The sequence below is a fragment of the Yersinia enterocolitica subsp. enterocolitica genome (assembly GCF_901472495.1).
Lineage (GTDB): Bacteria > Pseudomonadota > Gammaproteobacteria > Enterobacterales > Enterobacteriaceae > Yersinia > Yersinia enterocolitica.
Genome location: NZ_LR590469.1, coordinates 1,038,256 through 1,056,201 on the forward strand (window position 1 = coordinate 1,038,256; position 17,946 = coordinate 1,056,201).

Consider the following 17,946-nt stretch of genomic DNA (forward strand, 5'->3'; position numbering starts at 1 on the left):
GCCGTACTTCTTTTGTTAAAACAAGCATCCCTGGCGCGGACGGCCTGTATTCACCTTGCAAGATCGAGCCGTTGGGGTTTGTCAGCAGTCTGAAGGCCACCGAGGTGGCCTTTCTTTTGCTCTAATCACGAATAGCTTGTGAAGCGGTTATTCTCCATCCTCAGAATCTTCATTGCTTTCCACTGGGCAGTTAAAACCTTCAGGTTTAATGGCTAACAAATCACATTTCAGATGATCGATCACATGCTCCGTGGTATTTCCGATAAAGGCAGCAGATAGCCCCGTACGCCCCAAAGTACCCAGAACCACCACCCCAGCCCGTAAATGTTCCGCCAGATCAGGAATAACTTCTTCCGGCAACCCTTTTTCGACATGAGTGAATTTCTCATCAATACCAAATTGCTGGCGCAATGCTTTCATCGCGACCAAATGTTGGCCACGAATAGCATCGTTATAGACGCTCGGATCAAAATCAGGTAATTCAATGGCAATGTTAATCGGGGTAACCGGATAGGCGCTAATCAAGTGCACCGGTGTTTGGTTGAGATTTTCGGCGAGCTCTCTGGTTTCGTTAACTAAACGCAGATTAAGTGGGTCATGCAGTGGGTCTTCACTTGAGAGATTGACGGCAACCAGTGCAGTACCATTTTCCGGCCAAGGTTGGTCTTTGACCATCCACACCGGGCATGGGCATTTACGCAATAAATGCCAGTCAGTGGGGGTGAAGATAATTGATTCGAGGCGGTCGTGCTGATGTGCCATTTTGAGCAATAAATCATGCTTAAATTTCAGGACTTCCTGAATAATGGCTTCGTAGGGCCGATTGTGCCATACCACTTTGATTTCAATCGGTATCCCTTCATCAAGATAAAATCGACACTGTTCACTTATCCATGCTGAACGTTGGCTGATAACCCCTTTGCGCATTGCGGTGCGCTCATCAGGCGACAGTAGAGTGGTCATGTCATAGGACAAGTCGTAAATAGCCAAAAATGCTTTAATTGTGCCGCCATTACGCCGTACAAGATAAACTGCACGCCTTAATGCAGGCTGATCATCCTGATTGGGGTCAATAGCAACCAGAATATTCTGATACTTTGCCATAGAGTCTCCTTACAACCGTGAATTAACAGTATGTTAGTTAAAGAGTAAACCATGAAAGTGAAAGAGAACAGGTGAGAGCACAAACCAGATAAATTATATAGGTAGGAGGGGGACTGATAAATCACATTTTGTGAGTCAGAAAGTGGCGGGGCAGTTATACCGTTCGGCTCGCGCCGCTACACACCTCCGGTACATATCCCCGCCTACCCATTTACTGACGTCATAGGGCAATAATATTAATTACAGCTTGGTTTTGGGTTACCCGCCAGTTGAGCCAGTGCTTCGGTATTCTCGATAGTGATGTATTTACCTTTCACACTCAGAATATCGCTTTTCTGGAAACGCCCCAATAAACGGCTGATGGTTTCTACCGTCAGGCCTAAATAGTTGCCAATATCACCCCGCGTCATAGTGAGGCGGAATTCACGTGGTGAGAAGCCACGTTGAGCAAAGCGGCGCGAGAGATTATAAATAAACGCGGCCAAACGCTCTTCTGCATTCTTTTTAGAAAGCAGCAAAATCATGTCTTGATCACCTTTAATCTCGCCACTCATCAGGCGCATCATCTGTTGGCGCAGATTTGGCATTTTACCGGATAAGTCATCTAAGGTATCAAACGGGATTTCGCAAACCATTGAGGTTTCGAGAGCTTGCGCAAAGCTGGGATGTTGCAAATTACTAATAGCATCAAAACCGACTAAATCGCCTGCCAGATGGAAGCCGGTAATTTGCTCATCACCTTCTTCGGTAATGGTGTAACTTTTAATGGTCCCGGAACGGATGGCGTACAGGGATTTTAGCTCATCACCTGCTTTAAACAGCGCCTGTCCTTTCTGAATAGGTTTTTTTCTTTCAATGATATTATCGAGCTGATCCAGCTCATTTTCATTCAAAGTAAAAGGAATACAGAGCTGACTGATACTGCAATCCTGACAATGGATTGCACAACCGCCAGACTGAATACGTCGGATTATTCGTTTTTCCGGGATCATAGGGTATTCCCATTAATATTGATATGCGTCAATTTTAACATCTTTTCTTGCTTCTGATAAGAGCAACAATAGTTAGCGCGCTAAAAGATAGCCCTCGTGCATTAATAGCCAGCGTTTTCGTTCTACGCCTCCCGCATAACCGGTCAATGCACCTTGCTGCCCAATCACCCTATGACAAGGCACAACAATCGATATGGGGTTTAAGCCGTTGGCCATCCCAACCGCTCTGGAAGCGGTGGGGCGGTTAATGCGTTTTGCTAATTCGCCATAAGTAATGGTCTCACCACAAGGGATTTTACGCAGTTGTTGCCAAACTTGACGCTGAAAATCGGTACCCGCGGTTTTAACCGGTAAATTATCAATAATATTCAGTTCGCCGGAAAAATAGCGTTGCATGCTGTCACTCAATCCACCTGGATTGCGCTGTTCCACCAGGCTAAAAGTATTTGCGCCGTAATGATTACGTAGCAGCTTCATCAGGCGTTCGTAGTGATCGGTCCAATCAATGGCGCGTAGTCGGTGCTCTTCGTCTGCAATTAACAACAGTTCACCCTGAGGGGTTGCCATTCTATCAATCAAAAACGTTTCCATAGTTCTCCACGACGTTGCTGCCACTGGTTGAGCGAATTGTTGGCTTAAAAACTTTGCTGGCGATTATTACATGAAAATAACATCAATAGATGACTATCAGGGCTGAAAAGCAAAAACCTGCTTTTATTGCGGCGTTAATCGCATAAACCATGAAGTTTAGGTATAAGGTCGGGGTGGGCGAAGTCAGTGTAAACCGCTAGGATAAAAGTCTGTTATTTACGAAATCAATTCATATCAGGTATTCAATTCATGTCCAATTTCACCTCGCATCCTTTATTACGTGAGAACGAACCGCCAGCTGCGGCTATCGAACGAGCTGAGAGCCATTCGCCTTTTATCTTATTGGCAGACCATGCCGGGCAGCGTATTCCAGCTCAACTCGGGGATTTAGGATTACCAGCAGGAGAAATTGATCGTCACATTGGTTGGGATATTGGCTCATTAGCCACCGCGCAGTTACTTAGCCAGTATTTAGATGCCACATTAATTCATCAGCGTTATTCGCGTTTAGTTATTGATTGCAATCGTACCCCTGGTATCGCCAGTTCTATCCCTGAAATCTCTGAAAACACACGGATCCCGCGTAATATCGGTGTCACAGTGGAAGAGGCTCAAGCTCGTCGAGCAGAGGTATTTCAGCCATATCATGATTTGATTACACAGACGCTTAATCAGCGCCGTGATAGTGGCCAGCCTAGTGTCATTATTTCCATGCACAGTTTTACACCATCATTTAAAAATATTTCTCGGCCTTGGCAAATTGGCACTTTATTTCACCGCAACCCCGAGTTTGCGCTGCAATTAGTGTCATTTTTGCAGCATGAAGATGTTTTAGATGTGGGGATCAATGAACCTTATGCGATGACGGATGCAACAGATTTCACTTTGCCATTCCATGCCGAGCAGCGGCAGTTACCTTATGTTGGTATTGAGATTCGACAAGATCTTATTACTGATGAGAACGGGCAGGAGGAATGGGCCAGGCGGCTGGCAAGGTTGTTACCGCAAGTGTTATCCGCCTATACCCGTCATACTTCAAGCTGCAGGGGTGTTGGCTACACTCAATAACCCGAATCACTGACTTATGTAAGCTCATCGGGATTAATGAGCCTCATCCCTGAGGCTCACCCTGCGGGCAGCATAAATGCTGTACAAATCGGTTCCCGACCGATTTGTATCTCGCTTGCCGCCTTCCTGCAACTCGAATTATCTAGGGTATATAACCTTGTCACCTATTTAGCGACCCAAGAAAAATCTGTTTTGCGCCAATTATTTTTCTGGGTTTATGACTGGCCACTATTAATTAGTTATTATCGGTGGCTATAGTTATTTTTATTTTATAACTAATTATTTATCACACAACTTTAAGGTTGATAATCTTGTGGAACCCAAACCCGCGCGTATCCTGATCAGTGCCTGTTTGATGGGCAAACCTGTTCGTTATAATGGCAGTGCCCTGTCTGTCCATCATGAAATTATTCAGCGCTGGCAGGATGAAGGGCGGTTGGTCATGGTATGTCCTGAACTGGCTGCTGGAATGCCAGTACCTCGGCCTCCTGCTGAAATTCAGCAAGGTAATGGTGAGGCGGTATTACAAGGTCAGGCCCGGGTGATTGAACAATGGGGCAATGATGTCAGCCGGGAATTTCTGCAAGGGGCTTACCAGGCATTAGCGTTGGCCCAAAAACATCAGTGCACCTTGGCCATTCTCACTGAGGGTAGCCCGTCATGCGGTAGCAGCCGTATTTATGATGGCCATTTTAATGGCACCCAACGCACTGGACAGGGCGTAACAACGGCCTTATTGCGCCGCCACGGGATCACCGTATTCAGTCATCTTCAACTTGAGCTGGCGGATGATTTTTTGCGAAGTGGTTCACAAATCCAGGTTGAAAATTAATCAAAAGTCATAAAATGCCGCTATACTGTATAAATAAACAGTATTGTATCTTGAGTCACTTAATTTTATTGAAACCATTAAGTCGAGGTAGCGATATGGCATTTAAGATAATTGAAAAACAACCACAACAGATTGTGAGTATCCGAGTCGTCGGGCCTTATCACGAAACCATCCCAAAAGGTTTTGACCAACTATCATCACTTTATACCCAATACCAAATTCCGGGAAAAGATTGGTTAGTGCTCTACTGGGATAACCCTGAAACCAATCCACCGGCTGAGTTGCGAGCTGATGTCTCATTATCTGTTGCGGATGATTATGTCTTGCCGCCAGAGCTCAGTGATCATCTGCAACTACAAGTGATTTCCGCTGGTTTGTATGCGGTGTACCACACTCGTGTATCAGATGATGATTACGCCAAAGCTTGGGGGGAATTATATAACCAGCATCTGCCACAAAGTGGCTATCGTCCAACCGAAGGGGCGTGCTACGAGGTTTACCTCAATGACGGCAGGGCTGATGGCTATTTTGATATAGATATCTATCAATCCGTTGAGAAAGACCAATAAAGTGAGACAAGCAGTCGGACCTGAACAGTTCGGCTGTTTATTGCATCATTGTTGGCTTTTTTGGGATAGTGTTGTCGAAAAATAAGTCATTATCCGCAGCAGTAAAAGTGGCATGCTTTGTCTACCGATTTAAGCGGGTTGGTGCTTGTCTTTTAGACGTTAGGAGCTGCCCGTGAACCAAGACAGACGATGAAACTCGCATTCAGGATAATATTATGACAAATACCATTCAGCAGGTCGCGATTGTTACCGGTGCATCACGGGGTATTGGTGCAGCAATAGCCGAGCGTTTGGCTCAGGATGGCTACACCGTCTTAATCAATTACTCTCGGGCTGATGATGAAGCCGAAGCCTTAGTGCGTAAAATTCAACAGGCAGGCGGCAATGCATTGAGTGCCAAAGGCGATATTAGCGATCCTGCCGCTGTGGCTCAATTGTTTACCAAAGCTGAAACCGCCTTCGGTGGGGTTGATGTGTTGGTCAATAATGCCGGTATTATGTCACTCAGCACGGTTGCCGACAGCGACGATGAACATTTTGACCGCCAAATTGCCATTAACCTGAAAGGGAGCTTCAACGGAATGCGAGAAGCGGCGAAACGGCTCAGAAATGGCGGCCGAATTGTTAATTTCTCAACCAGTGTTGTGGGCTTAAAGTTGGAAAAGTATGCTGTTTATGCTGCCACCAAGGCTGCGGTTGAAACGATGACGGCAATACTGGCAAAAGAGTTGCGAGGCCGCGATATTACTGTCAATGCTGTGGCACCAGGGCCGACCGCGACGGATCTTTTCCTTAACGGAAAATCCGCTGAGCTGATTGAAAAAATGGCGAAAATGGCACCCTTAGAAAGATTGGGTACACCAGAGGACATTGCAGCGGCTGTGGCATTTTTGGTCGGAAAAGACGGCGGCTGGATCAATGGGCAAGTGTTGCGTGCTAACGGTGGGCTGATTTAACACTATTGTGCGAAGGCGCAGTGGGGCCAGGGAACTCTCCTGAAAGATAAGAAATAATAATTAATTGAGCTGCCATAAAAGTGTGGGCTGTCATAAAAGCGTCATTCGCCTGTTCTAGTATCCGTTGTAACCAATCAATACAAATTGTATTACTGTTTTACAACAAGGAACTCTACTGATGCAGAACCGCGTATCCACTTTGTCCGGCATAGCGTTATCCACCCTGATACTGAGCAGCTCTCTGTTCGCCCCTAATGCTATTGCCGCCGCCACCGGTTTATACGATCGCAGCGCCCACGGTGATGTCACTCAATTTGGTGGTGCTCGCCGTTTAACTGAAGACCAAACTCAGGCTCTTCGTGATTCGCTGTCCAACAAAACGGTAAAAAATGTCATTTTACTGATTGGTGATGGGATGGGTGACTCAGAGATAACCTCGGCACGTAACTATGCTATGGGCGCGGGTGGTTTCTTCAAAGGGATTGATGCATTGCCGCTGACCGGACAATACACGCACTATTCATTAGATAAGAAAACACAGAAACCAGATTATGTGACTGACTCGGCCGCATCGGCTACTGCATGGTCTTCAGGTGTAAAAACCTATAATGGCGCTCTGGGTGTCGATGTGTTCGGGAAAGATCACGTCACCCTGTTGGAATTGGCTAAAAAAGCAGGTAAAGCGACTGGCAACGTTTCAACAGCTGAACTGCAAGATGCAACGCCTGCGGCACAATTTGCTCATGTTACTGGCCGCAAATGTTATGGCCCGGAAGAAACCAGTGAGAAGTGCAGTACTAATGCGCTGGAGAATGGAGGCCGTGGTTCCATCACTGAGCAAATGATTGAAGGACGTGCCGATGTCACCTTGGGCGGCGGCTCAAAGTCATTCAGCCAGTTGGCTAAAGCGGGTGAATGGAAAGATAAATCTTTGCGTGATCAGGCACTGGCTCGCGGTTATGTAATTGTCGAAAACCTGGATGATTTGAATGCCATCAAACAAGCAGACCAACAAAAACCCCTGTTGGGGTTATTCAGTTCTGGCAACATGCCGGTACGTTGGCAGGGGCCAAAAGCCTCTTATCACGGCAATATAGATAAGCCGCCTGTAGTTTGTGAAAACAACGCTGAGCGAACTCAGGGTACGCCAACCTTGGCCGTCATGACCGAAAAGGCCATTGACCTGCTCAAAACCAACAAAAATGGCTTCTTCTTACAAGTCGAAGGGGCATCAATCGATAAACAAGACCACGCGGCTAATCCTTGCGGCCAGTTTGGTGAAACCGTCGATTTGGACGAAGCAGTGCAAAAAGCATTGGAATTTGCCCGCGCAGATGGCAACACACTGGTTATCGTGACCGCAGACCATGCTCATTCCAGTCAAATTATTGAGGCTGATGCCAAAGCTCCGGGCCTGACCCAAGCTCTAACCACCAAAGATGGCGCAATAATGGCTATCAGTTATGGCAACTCAGAAGATGATTCTCAAGGGCATACCGGTACACAATTGCGCATTGCCGCTTACGGCCCACATGCTGCGAATGTTGTTGGTCTGACAGACCAAACTGACCTGTTCTTTACCATGCGCGATGCCATGGCGATTAAATAAATATCCGAACTTGTTGTTGAGAATCCCGGTGCAGTAGTGGCCGGGATTTTTCATTTCTAAACGTTACCTCAATTTTCCGCACCACTAGCGAACCTTCATTTACATTACTACCGCTTACCAGTTGTTATAATTATAACATTACTTTTCTCTGGTTAAGGCCGTAACTCGGCAGGCCTCACTTTCATTGATGCGATCATTGTCACATACATAACATTTATTCCCTGTTAATGTTATTGAAATAACATTGAATGATAAAAAATAGCATAGAGGAATGGACAATGGATATTGCAGTCATTGGCTCGAACATGGTTGATCTGATTACCTACATTGATGACATGCCACAAGTCGGGGAAACATTAGAAGCACCAGATTTTGAAATCGGGTGCGGGGGGAAGGGGGCAAATCAAGCGGTCGCAGCGGCCAGATTAGGCGCCAATGTCATGATGGTTACCCGGGTAGGTGATGATCTTTTTGCTGAAAATACCATTAGAAATTTGCAACAAGCGGGGGTGGATACCCAACATGTTAAAGCGGTAGCCGGAACTTCCAGTGGAGTGGCCCCGATTTTTGTCGATAAATCGTCACAAAATCGCATTTTGATTATTAAAGGTGCCAACAACCATCTATTACCAGCAGATGTTGACGCCGCCGCAGATGTCTTAAAAACCTGCCAACTGATTATCTTACAACTCGAGATCCCGCTGGAAACTGTTTACGCAGCCATTGATTTTGCGAGACAGAATAATATTAAAGTTATTCTTAATCCGGCTCCAGCCTCCAAAGCATTGGATATCGGCTACGCCTGCCAATGCGAATTCTTTATGCCAAATGAAACAGAACTGGCCATTCTGACCGGAATGCCAGTAGACAGTCTGGATAATATCTATCGGGCAGGGCGTAGTTTGTTGGATAAAGGCCTACATAATCTGATTATTACTTTGGGGCATCGTGGCTCGTTATGGATGCATGGCGAAGAAATTCATCATGTCCCACCGGTCAGTGTTCATGCCATAGACACCAGCGGTGCGGGAGATGCTTTCATTGGGTGTTTTGCTCATGAATATGTCTTGCATGGCGATGTATTAAAAGCCATGGAAATGGCATCTGCTTTTGCTGCATACAGTGTCACCGGCAAAGGAACGCAACGTTCTTACCCTGACGCGTCGCAATTTATTGATTTTTTAAAGACCCTACACCAAGGAAAATAAAATGCGCCTTAATACCGTTCAACTGCCCGATGGCTATTTAAATAAAACACCATTATTCCAGTTTATTTTGCTTTCCTGTTTATTCCCTCTTTGGGGATGCGCAGCCAGTCTGAATGATATTTTAATTACCCAATTTAAAAGCGTTTTTGCACTTAGCGATTTTGCCAGTGCACTGGTACAAAGTGCTTTTTATGGTGGTTATTTTCTGATTGCAATTCCTGCATCATTAGTGATTAAAAAAAGCAGTTATAAAGTCGCTATATTGATTGGGCTAACACTTTATATTGTGGGCTGTACTCTGTTTTATCCGGCCTCACATATGGCAACCTATACGATGTTTCTGGCGGCTATCTTCGCCATTGCTATTGGGTTAAGTTTCCTTGAAACAGCTGCGAATACCTACAGTTCAATGATTGGTCATAAAGATTATGCGACGTTGCGGCTTAATATCAGCCAGACGTTTTATCCCATTGGCGCATTGATGGGGATCGTGTTAGGGAAATATCTGGTATTCCAGGAAGGCGACAGTTTACAGAATCAAATGGCATCAATGACGCCAGAACAGATTCATGAATTCCGCCTCAGCATGTTAGAACACACATTAGAGCCTTATAAATATCTGATTTTTGTCCTGTTATTGGTCATGCTACTTTTTGTCATTACCCGTTATCCTCATTGCAAACCGCAAGGTGACAATAATAAAAAAGTGGCTCAACCTTCATTAAAAGAAACACTGAAATATCTGGCAGGAAACAGTCGCTTCAAAAAAGGCATTATGGCGCAGTTCCTCTATGTGGGAATGCAGGTTGCGGTATGGTCCTTTACTATTCGCTTAGCGTTGAATCTGGGCGCTGCTAATGAGCGAGATGCATCAAACTTCATGATTTACAGCTTTATCTGCTTCTTTATTGGTAAGTTTGTTGCCAACTTCCTGATGACTCGTTTTAAAGCGGAGAAAGTATTAATCGCCTATTCCATCTTAGGGGCGTTGACCCTGTTATATGTGGTCTGTGTGCCTAACTTTACTGCAGTTTATGCGGCGGTATTTGTCAGTGTCCTGTTCGGGCCTTGCTGGGCGACTATTTATGCTGGCACTCTGGATACCGTGGATAATAAATATACCGAAGTTGCTGGGGCCATTATTGTCATGTCAATTGTGGGTGCCGCTGTCGTACCGGCATTGCAAGGCTTTGTCTCTGACCATTTGGGGTCAATGCAGCATGCTTTCGTTGTCTCATTATTGTGCTTTGTTTATGTAGGTTTCTATTTTTGGGGTGAACTGCGTAATAAGCAGCGGGTCAATGCGGCAACATTGGCAAATAATGAATCCTAATTAACCGGGGAGTAATCATAAATGACCGCCAAAATAATGCTATTTCGTGAACAATTCAGCCGTCATGAGCAGGAAATTTATCACAGCGATAATTTTACTGTGAGCAGTTTTAAATATGCATCAGGTATTGAAGCGTTAAAAATTACCAACTCACGAGGTTATGTAACTCTGTTACCTTATTACGGCCAGATGATTTGGGATGCAGAATTTGATGGTCACAATCTGAAAATGGATAACATGTTTTCTCAGCCTAAACGGGGGGAGAATATTGTCGATACTTACGGTTGTTTCGCTTTCCATTCAGGTCTGCTGCGCAATGGTTGCCCATCACCTGAGGACGATCATGTATTACATGGCGAAATGCCATGCGCCGACATGGATCAAGCCTGGTTACTTATTGATGGTGATCGACTGGCACTGACGGGTAGTGTGGAATATGTAAAAGGTTTTGGTGACCACTATTGTGCTCAACCATTAGTTCGGTTGACAGCGGATAGTGCACAATTCGATATTGAAATGAATGTCACAAACTTAGCCAGTATCGCTATGCCTCTCCAGTATATGTGTCATATGAATTACGCTTATATTCCAGGGGCCACTTTCCGACAAAATTTACCTGGCTCAGCCCTAAAACTACGTGAGACTGTGCCCGCACATGTTCATCCAACACCGCAATGGCTGCAATACACACAGCAATTACGGGAACGCCCCGCGGGACTCACTGATTTAAATGAGCCTGAGTTTTATGATCCGGAAATTGTTTTCTTTGCCGATGATCTTTCACAATATATTGATAATGCCGAGTTCTTTATGCTGGCTCCGCAAGGACATCGATTTGTAACACGTTTTTCAACTAAGCAGTTTAATTATGCTACTCGCTGGATATTGCATAATGGCGATCAGAAAGTGGCTGCTTTTATTTTACCGGCGACCTGTCGCCCTGAAGGTTATTTAGCCGCAAAAGAAAAGGGCACTTTGCAGATGTTATCACCGGGCGAAACCCGCCATTTTAGTGTAACCACTGGGGGGGTTTAATGCCGGTTGTTTTCTAGGCGGGCAGGGAAGCTCACTGCTGACAAACCCCAACGACTCGATCTTGCAAGGTGAGGACAGGTAGAAGAGTAAAGCGTCCGCGCCAGGGAGGGCTCGGCTCGAGCCCCCAGAGATGCTTGTTTTAACAAAAGAAGTACAGCGCCTTTACGATCTACCTGTTTTCACCGCTAAAAACTAAAGTCGGCCATAAAACGTCATTCTGGCGCTTTCAGATAACGAAATATCGGGCTGTGCATTATAAGCTAAAACCACCAGCATTCGGGTGATATAACCCTGCGTCGGCGTCACGCGATGAATGGCATTTCTGCCGCGGAATAGGACTAAATCCCCCGGTTCAATGTGCAATGTTTTGGGCGCGATTTGGTGGTTTAATAGTGCTTCGACTCCGGAGTAATTCATCTCACCTTTATCGGCATCCCTCATCTCTTCAATATATTCAAACACGCCACCCGCCTGCGGTTTTTGTATTAATAAGGTGATGGCAAATGATGAATTATCAAAGTGCCAGCCTAATTCCTGATCTTGGCTGGCGTAGTGTAAATTAATCGAAGAAAGAGAATCGGCATAGGGATAGAGCCGTTCTTCGCCTAAGACGGCACAGAGAAAACCCTGAAAATCAATAGCGCCATAGAGTGTTCGTAGTGCAGAACCTACGGGAATCTCCTCATCGGTAATACAGCCTTTTGATGAGGTAACCAACCGATTCCGTGGGTGATCAGCGGCAAACTCCGGATCAGTTTTGGTCAGATAAACATTGTGTTGGTTAGCCGCGTAGTAAGCCGAATGCTTATGCTCAATACCTTCTTGCTTAATACTATTCAGGGCCGGTGGTAATAGAAAATTAGATAAAACCAAGGCACCGTAGGTTTCTAAGGTACTTTTGGCTTGTGCAATGAATGCCGGGTCGTTGATCGGATGGGCAGTCATATCAATTATCTCAGCGAGTTTCTGCATATGTCCCCACAATGGTGCTAAATGTCAGTTGGTTGCAACATCTAACCATATAGGATTATTTGCAACCAGAATAATAATAAAACGTTACCGTCAGATTGAGTTTAGCTATGGGGAAGGGAGTGAAGTATAAATATCTTTGCTAGCTGAATGCATAATGAACTGGCATAATTGGTTTATGACCGTTTGGGTACGCTTTCTGCCGGACGGGCCATTATTAAAATAAAATACGACTTATTATTTAACCTATAAATTGGACTTAAGTGCAATTTACAGGATACCTCTGTGGTTTTTACAGCGCTTAATTTATGTAAAGAGTATCTGTAAGACGAGTTATTTATTAAAAATTGCCCTTAAAGGCAGAATAAAAATTATTATTTTAAGATAGGGGCATATAAACCATCGTGGCTAAGAGAAAATCTACTGGTACCGTCTGGGTTGTCCTACTGATCGTTGCCTTAGGGCTGATGACCGGGATCCCAAGAGAGGCGTGGATTGCACTGAGTGCGGCTATCTTATGCCTGTTTTTTGTCTGGCAGAATCTCAGAGGAACCAAGCGGCCCGCAATCCCGTCGATTAATACTGACATGCAAAAAACCGCGGCGGTTCCGGATCTGGGCGATTATCAAATAGCTCCTGCGCAATTGGAATCAGAACAAACCATTGCTCCGGATGAAGTCAATAAGAAACCCGCGGCTGATGAAGCAAAAAAAACCAAGGAAAAACAGCCTGATGTATCGCGGGGTTCTTTAGCTCGTGCATCATGGCTACGCCCTGGGGAGTTGGCGGTGGTTGCCGGAATAAACTTACCCGATGGTATGATTTATATTGGTAATAAATACAAAAGTAACCGCACCGGTGCAGAGCCAGCATTTATTAACCCATCAATGGATGTCGCGACAGTAGAAATAGATATCTCGTTACCGCTTATTGATAGTGCACCGGATTACTCGACTTGTTCGCCTGAAGCGAGAAGAGGGTATTTACAGTGGTTAGCTGAAGGGCGCAAATCTCCCACCGCAGATATTGGCTATGTTTTCTTATTTTTCTATGGCTTAGAGCATCGCGTACTCATTGATGCAGCTATCGACCCAATAGCAAAGAAAGAACTTCCTATTATTGAGGCTGAAATTAATCGCCTGCTAAATATTTATAGGAAAAATAACGCATTTAATCATTATGCACAGAATTTATTAGTTTATATCTCCCGAGTGAATATAGATGAGAAACTCTATCTCTCTGCGCCGCCGGCAACTCGCGAAGCTTCAACTGAACTGCCGCTAGCTTTATTGGTTGGGTTGGGGCAATTAGCCCTTGATCAGAAGCCACTACCGGCACAATGGGCACTCGCATGGGGAGAGGCTGACCCGGCAATTAACCAAAATATCTCCATGGCACATTGTGCGGATGTTTTTGCCACTCTGTTCTGTCAGCGTTATCAGGAGCAGTATGGCGACGGATTTTTATTACCAGTTAATAAAACCAAGTTGCAAATATTCTATCGCCCAGCGTCAGCGGGTTTGATGGGGCAACAGTTCTTCCAACAAATTGCCGATCTGCCCAATGTTGCTGTGTGTAAAGCGCATCGCGATAAGCTGCGAGCTATATTTGAAGCATGCCAACAAGAGCTTGATATTTATAACCGCTTTGCCAGTGTTAATCCGAAGAAAAAAATGTCACTGGAAGGGCAGTTATTAATGCCGGAGGCATTGTGGTCTGTGGCATTAAAAACTGAATTAGCGAATATCAAAGCCCGGGTCGGTTACGGGTTATTGATGGTCACATTGGGTGAACTGTTTCTTCAACTCAGTACGGCCTGTGGCGTCAAGCCATTAGAGCGCTTATCGCGCAGCCATGTTATGGCATTAACTTATGCATTAGCTTCTTTGCAAGTGGGTATTGAGCCTGATGTCCGGGCAGATAATCGCACCCCTATATTACAAGATGCTGTTGCATTGTTTCCTATTGAATCGCTGGTTGCGGAGTCGGCAACCTTTGATACCTACCGTGTCACGATGCTGACTGTCGAACTTGCCTGTGCTGCGGTGATGTTTGATGGAAGTATCGGTGAACCTGAATCGCTAATATTGACCCGACACATTGATGCCTGGGGCTTCCTGAGCCCCGGTCAACGGATGCGCCTAAAGGCCTATTTGCAACCAGGTATTCGGAAAAGTAATACACTGCTGGCGCTGAAAAATAACTTAGAGCCGCTTTCACTGGAAAATCGCCGAATTATAGCGCGGTTCCTGGCTCACTTGCTTCAGGTCGAAGGCACTATTACACCACCAGAAGTGAAGTTCCTTGAACGGGTATATAAACGTTTTGGTCTGGACAGTAAATTGGTTTATGCCGATCTTGATAGCCGTGCAACGCCAATGACATTAAGTCTACCGTCGGCGGCTATTGATATAGTGACTGATGTTGAACGCGTTAATCTGTTGAAAAAAGAAAGCCAGGAGTTGGTAACATTACTTGAGGATCTGTTTGTTACGCAAACGGCTGCGGTGCAAACCACGGAAGTAATTAATCCGCGTTCGATGGCCGCAATTACAGCTAATTTGGCTGATAGCCTGGTGACATTCTTAAAATTATTGATTTCACGTGATTCTTGGCAACGCGAAAAATTGGTGGATATCGCCGCTGATATGGAAGTTAAACTTGAAGACGCGCTGGTTGAAATTAACCGTAAGGTATTAGCTGCGTTTGATACCCCGTTAATTACCGGTGATGCCACTATCACGATAGATCGCGATATATCCGCTGCGCTGTTGTTATGAACAGTATCTAAAATACGCCTGGCTTGAGCTAGGCCGCAATACTCGCTACCATAGCGCGCCTAATAATGCCAAAAGTCAGAGAGACAATAGTAATGAAATACCAATGGATACTGTTCGATGCGGATGAAACTCTATTCCACTTTGATGCTTATCAAGGGCTAAAGCTGATGTTCTCGCGCTTTAATGTGGATTTCTCCGTACAAGATTTCGACCATTATCAGTTGGTTAACAAGCCACTCTGGGTTGATTATCAGGACGGTAAAATATCGGCAGCCGAATTACAAAGCACACGTTTTGAAATGTGGGCTGAAAAGCTGGGTGTGACGGCAACTCGCCTGAACAGTGAGTTTTTAATTGCTATGGCCGATATCTGTTCACTATTACCTGGCGCGCGTGAGTTAGTCGATGCATTAAGCGGTAAAGTGAATATGGGCATCATTACTAATGGTTTCACCGAATTGCAGACCATCCGATTAGAGAGAACTGGGTTAAAAAATATTTTTTCTCCGCTGATTATCTCGGAGCAAGTCGGTGTGGCTAAACCCGATGTTGCTATATTTGAGCATGCATTCAATTTAATGAATAACCCGGCGAAAGAAAATATTTTGATGGTGGGAGATAACCTCCATTCGGATATTCAGGGTGGTATCAATGCAGGTATTGATACTTGCTGGCTTAATACCAGTGGCGCAGTGGTGGATGATAATATTGCACCACGTTATCAAGTCAGTTCACTGGCCGAATTACAAAAATTATTGTTGGCATAATTTAACGCAATTTCATGAAGTAAGGGCGATTAACGATATATTGTCGATACCGCCCTTATTATTTTCTCCATACCCGCCGTTGCGCCGGCCAGTATGGAGAAATGCGAATGCGCTATTACCGCTGATGAGCGACTAAGTCTTCAACTTGATCAAAAATAGGCATTTCTGAGTCAAAACGGCAAACCTGAAGCACGTCTTCGAGTTTTTCCAGTTGGCTTATCATTTGCTGCAAACGCTGATCATCTAATACCTGCAACCAAATACGGCTCTCTTCTCCGCCAGCCAGCGGCATACACAATATCCCGTCAACGTTAAAGGCGCGGCGGGCAAATAAACCACAGATATGGGACATGACCCCAGGGTGGTTGCGCACTGTTAACAATAGCGTGACGCGTGCAGAAGATACGAGTTGACTATTCATATTATTCACCTCCAATCATATCGATATTTGCCGCACCCGGCGGCACCATTGGATATACTTTTTCATCTACATCAATCAGAGCATGAATAAGTACTGGGCCAGGGCGATTTAATGCCTCATGCAATGCGCGATAAGGATCACTGGCGGTATTGAGGTCACAAGTTGAGAAACCAAATCCTTCTGCAATATGAATAAAATTAGTGCGATAAGGGTAGTCTGCGGCAAAAATTCGCTTACCGAAGAACAGGTCTTGTTGCTGATGGACTAACCCGAGTGACTGGTTATTCATCAAAATAATCTTAACGTTAAGTTGCTCTTCCGCAGCCGTCGCCATCTCTTGAATATTCATCATCAGGCTGCCATCACCGGAAAAACACACCACTCTTGCTTGCGGTTTGGCCAGCGCGGCGCCAATTGCCGCGGGCAAACCAAACCCCATCGTGCCTAGCCCACCGGAGGTTAACCACTGGCGGGGGCGATGCAAAGGATAGGCCTGAGCCACCCACATCTGATGCTGGCCGACATCGGTGGTAATGATGGTTTCATCATCCAATGCGGCGGCGGCGGCACGAATCAAACCATAGTGGCACAATGGATTTTCGCTGTTGGGCTGATTGAAGGGGAATTCGCGCTGCATATCGCTAACCTTGCTACGCCATTCACCGCGCGCTTGTGTTTCGATCAAGGGCAGTAAGTCGGTTAACACCTGCTTGATATCCGCATTCATCGCCAAATGTGGCCGGCGAATTTTACCCAGTTCAGCCGGGTCGATATCAATATGAATGATACTGGCATCAGGGCAGAACTGTTCGGCTTTTCCGATGGCCCGATCATCAAATCGCGCACCGAGCACAATCAATAAATCCGCTTGTTGCATGATGAAATTGGTGGATCGCGCAGCATGCATACCTAACATGCCTAATGATAATGGATGGTCAACCGGCATGGTACCTAATGCCATTAATGTCATGGTGGTTGGCAAACCGGCTTGCTCGGCCAGTTGTATAGCTTGTTCATGAGCCTCAGAACTGACTATTCCGCCGCCGAGATAGAGTACTGGCCGCGCAGCGTTGTTAATCATTTGCGCAACTGTCGCAAGGGCAATGGGGTCAATCGGGCAAGATTTATCGGCGATCCCTGGCTCAGGCAGGTTATCAAGCTCGATTTCCGCCGTTTGTACATCTTTGGGAATATCAATCCATACCGGGCCGGGGCGGCCAGATTGTGCAATGCGAAATGCCGCCGGGATGACTCGTGTCAATTCGCTGATATCGCGTACCAGATAATTGTGTTTGGTTATAGGGATCGATATGCCGTAGGTATCGACTTCCTGGAATGCGTCCGTACCAATCATTGAGGATGAGACTTGTCCGGTGATGCAAACCAGTGGAATCGAATCGAGCTTGGCATCGGCGATTGCGGTGACCAAATTGGTAGCGCCAGGGCCACTGGATGCCAAACAGACCGCAGTTTGTCCTGTGGCTCGGGCCATGCCTTGAGCCATAAAGCCTGCGCCTTGCTCATGCCGCGCCAAAACATGGCGGATAATGCGACTTTGCCCCAGAGCATCATACAGCGGAAGCGCGGCTCCACCTGGAATGCCCGCAACAGTGGTAATGCCTTGCTGTTCCAGCAAACTAACTATTAATTGGGCGCCTGTATAACGCATGGTTATATCCTTCATCAGGGCCGGTAGCTAACAGAGTGGGGCT

The 17,946-nt window shown here is 45.8% G+C and carries 16 protein-coding genes; 10 read left to right on the plus strand and 6 right to left on the minus strand.

Annotated elements, in window-relative coordinates; translation table 11 throughout:
• Positions 1–147: 147 nt before the first annotated feature.
• The 3 genes from uspE to ogt all read right to left on the minus strand — a co-directional run bounded on the left by uspE (position 148) and on the right by ogt (position 2,687).
• Entirely contained in the window at positions 148–1,104 is a 957-nt protein-coding gene (gene uspE, locus FGL26_RS04855; RefSeq protein WP_005169669.1) for a universal stress protein UspE, read from the minus strand.
• Positions 1,105–1,340: 236 nt separating this feature from the next.
• On the minus strand, positions 1,341–2,096 hold the full coding sequence (gene fnr, locus FGL26_RS04860) for a fumarate/nitrate reduction transcriptional regulator Fnr (RefSeq protein WP_005160911.1): 756 nt from the start codon (positions 2,094–2,096) through the stop codon (positions 1,341–1,343).
• A gap of 72 nt (positions 2,097–2,168) precedes the next feature.
• Complete coding sequence (gene ogt, locus FGL26_RS04865; RefSeq protein WP_005169671.1) at positions 2,169–2,687, minus strand: methylated-DNA--[protein]-cysteine S-methyltransferase; 519 nt, start codon at positions 2,685–2,687, stop codon at positions 2,169–2,171.
• A 249-nt stretch (positions 2,688–2,936) separates the two neighbouring features.
• Between ogt and FGL26_RS04870 the strand changes: the two genes are divergently transcribed.
• From FGL26_RS04870 to FGL26_RS04905, 8 genes are all read left to right on the plus strand, one after another.
• Entirely contained in the window at positions 2,937–3,755 is an 819-nt protein-coding gene (locus FGL26_RS04870; RefSeq protein WP_005169674.1) for an N-formylglutamate amidohydrolase, read from the plus strand.
• A gap of 313 nt (positions 3,756–4,068) precedes the next feature.
• A complete protein-coding gene (locus tag FGL26_RS04875; RefSeq protein WP_005169676.1) occupies positions 4,069–4,587 on the plus strand; it encodes a 2-thiouracil desulfurase family protein in 519 nt (172 codons plus the stop codon).
• 95 nt (positions 4,588–4,682) lie between these two features.
• Positions 4,683–5,156 (plus strand): DNA gyrase inhibitor SbmC, encoded by a 474-nt coding sequence (gene sbmC / locus FGL26_RS04880; protein WP_005169678.1) that lies wholly within the window; start codon positions 4,683–4,685, stop codon positions 5,154–5,156.
• 215 nt (positions 5,157–5,371) lie between these two features.
• On the plus strand, positions 5,372–6,112 hold the full coding sequence (locus tag FGL26_RS04885) for an SDR family oxidoreductase (protein WP_005169681.1): 741 nt from the start codon (positions 5,372–5,374) through the stop codon (positions 6,110–6,112).
• A 178-nt stretch (positions 6,113–6,290) separates the two neighbouring features.
• Positions 6,291–7,721 carry an alkaline phosphatase gene (gene phoA / locus FGL26_RS04890; protein ID WP_005169683.1) on the plus strand — a complete coding sequence of 477 codons (1,431 nt, stop codon included), beginning with the start codon at positions 6,291–6,293 and terminating at the stop codon, positions 7,719–7,721.
• A gap of 278 nt (positions 7,722–7,999) precedes the next feature.
• Positions 8,000–8,929 carry a ribokinase gene (gene rbsK, locus FGL26_RS04895; protein ID WP_005169684.1) on the plus strand — a complete coding sequence of 310 codons (930 nt, stop codon included), beginning with the start codon at positions 8,000–8,002 and terminating at the stop codon, positions 8,927–8,929.
• Between the two features lies 1 nt (position 8,930).
• Positions 8,931–10,262, plus strand: coding sequence for an L-fucose:H+ symporter permease (gene fucP / locus FGL26_RS04900; RefSeq protein ID WP_005169686.1), 1,332 nt, complete (start codon positions 8,931–8,933; stop codon positions 10,260–10,262).
• A gap of 21 nt (positions 10,263–10,283) precedes the next feature.
• Positions 10,284–11,297: an aldose 1-epimerase family protein gene (locus FGL26_RS04905; protein ID WP_005169688.1), complete on the plus strand. Its 1,014-nt coding sequence runs from the start codon at positions 10,284–10,286 to the stop codon at positions 11,295–11,297.
• Positions 11,298–11,489: 192 nt separating this feature from the next.
• On the opposite strand, the gene FGL26_RS04910 is transcribed toward FGL26_RS04905, so the two are convergent.
• Entirely contained in the window at positions 11,490–12,269 is a 780-nt protein-coding gene (locus FGL26_RS04910) for a HalD/BesD family halogenase (RefSeq protein WP_005169690.1), read from the minus strand.
• A 401-nt stretch (positions 12,270–12,670) separates the two neighbouring features.
• Here FGL26_RS04910 and FGL26_RS04915 point away from each other — a divergent pair, with 401 nt between their 5' ends.
• Both FGL26_RS04915 and yjjG read left to right on the plus strand, forming a co-directional pair.
• Positions 12,671–15,046: a tellurite resistance TerB family protein gene (locus tag FGL26_RS04915; protein WP_005169691.1), complete on the plus strand. Its 2,376-nt coding sequence runs from the start codon at positions 12,671–12,673 to the stop codon at positions 15,044–15,046.
• A gap of 92 nt (positions 15,047–15,138) precedes the next feature.
• Complete coding sequence (gene yjjG, locus FGL26_RS04920; protein WP_005169692.1) at positions 15,139–15,813, plus strand: pyrimidine 5'-nucleotidase; 675 nt, start codon at positions 15,139–15,141, stop codon at positions 15,811–15,813.
• Positions 15,814–15,928: 115 nt separating this feature from the next.
• On the opposite strand, the gene ilvN is transcribed toward yjjG, so the two are convergent.
• The gene (gene ilvN / locus FGL26_RS04925; protein ID WP_005169693.1) at positions 15,929–16,234 is read right to left on the minus strand and encodes an acetolactate synthase small subunit; all 306 of its coding nucleotides are present in this window, start codon (positions 16,232–16,234) and stop codon (positions 15,929–15,931) included.
• Between the two features lies 1 nt (position 16,235).
• Positions 16,236–17,903 (minus strand): acetolactate synthase large subunit, encoded by a 1,668-nt coding sequence (ilvB, locus tag FGL26_RS04930; RefSeq protein ID WP_005169694.1) that lies wholly within the window; start codon positions 17,901–17,903, stop codon positions 16,236–16,238.
• Positions 17,904–17,946 lie beyond the last annotated feature (43 nt).

What these genes read in the sequence shown, in the direction of transcription:
- uspE (WP_005169669.1), bottom strand. Translation starts at nt 1,104, where the DNA reads ATGGCAAAGTATCAGAATATTCTGGTTGCTATTGACCCCAATCAGGAT.
- fnr (WP_005160911.1), bottom strand. Translation starts at nt 2,096, where the DNA reads ATGATCCCGGAAAAACGAATAATCCGACGTATTCAGTCTGGCGGTTGT.
- ogt (WP_005169671.1), bottom strand. Translation starts at nt 2,687, where the DNA reads ATGGAAACGTTTTTGATTGATAGAATGGCAACCCCTCAGGGTGAACTG.
- FGL26_RS04870 (WP_005169674.1), top strand. Translation starts at nt 2,937, where the DNA reads ATGTCCAATTTCACCTCGCATCCTTTATTACGTGAGAACGAACCGCCA.
- sbmC (WP_005169678.1), top strand. Translation starts at nt 4,683, where the DNA reads ATGGCATTTAAGATAATTGAAAAACAACCACAACAGATTGTGAGTATC.
- FGL26_RS04885 (WP_005169681.1), top strand. Translation starts at nt 5,372, where the DNA reads ATGACAAATACCATTCAGCAGGTCGCGATTGTTACCGGTGCATCACGG.
- phoA (WP_005169683.1), top strand. Translation starts at nt 6,291, where the DNA reads ATGCAGAACCGCGTATCCACTTTGTCCGGCATAGCGTTATCCACCCTG.
- rbsK (WP_005169684.1), top strand. Translation starts at nt 8,000, where the DNA reads ATGGATATTGCAGTCATTGGCTCGAACATGGTTGATCTGATTACCTAC.
- fucP (WP_005169686.1), top strand. Translation starts at nt 8,931, where the DNA reads ATGCGCCTTAATACCGTTCAACTGCCCGATGGCTATTTAAATAAAACA.
- FGL26_RS04905 (WP_005169688.1), top strand. Translation starts at nt 10,284, where the DNA reads ATGACCGCCAAAATAATGCTATTTCGTGAACAATTCAGCCGTCATGAG.
- FGL26_RS04910 (WP_005169690.1), bottom strand. Translation starts at nt 12,269, where the DNA reads ATGCAGAAACTCGCTGAGATAATTGATATGACTGCCCATCCGATCAAC.
- yjjG (WP_005169692.1), top strand. Translation starts at nt 15,139, where the DNA reads ATGAAATACCAATGGATACTGTTCGATGCGGATGAAACTCTATTCCAC.
- ilvN (WP_005169693.1), bottom strand. Translation starts at nt 16,234, where the DNA reads ATGAATAGTCAACTCGTATCTTCTGCACGCGTCACGCTATTGTTAACA.
- ilvB (WP_005169694.1), bottom strand. Translation starts at nt 17,903, where the DNA reads ATGCGTTATACAGGCGCCCAATTAATAGTTAGTTTGCTGGAACAGCAA.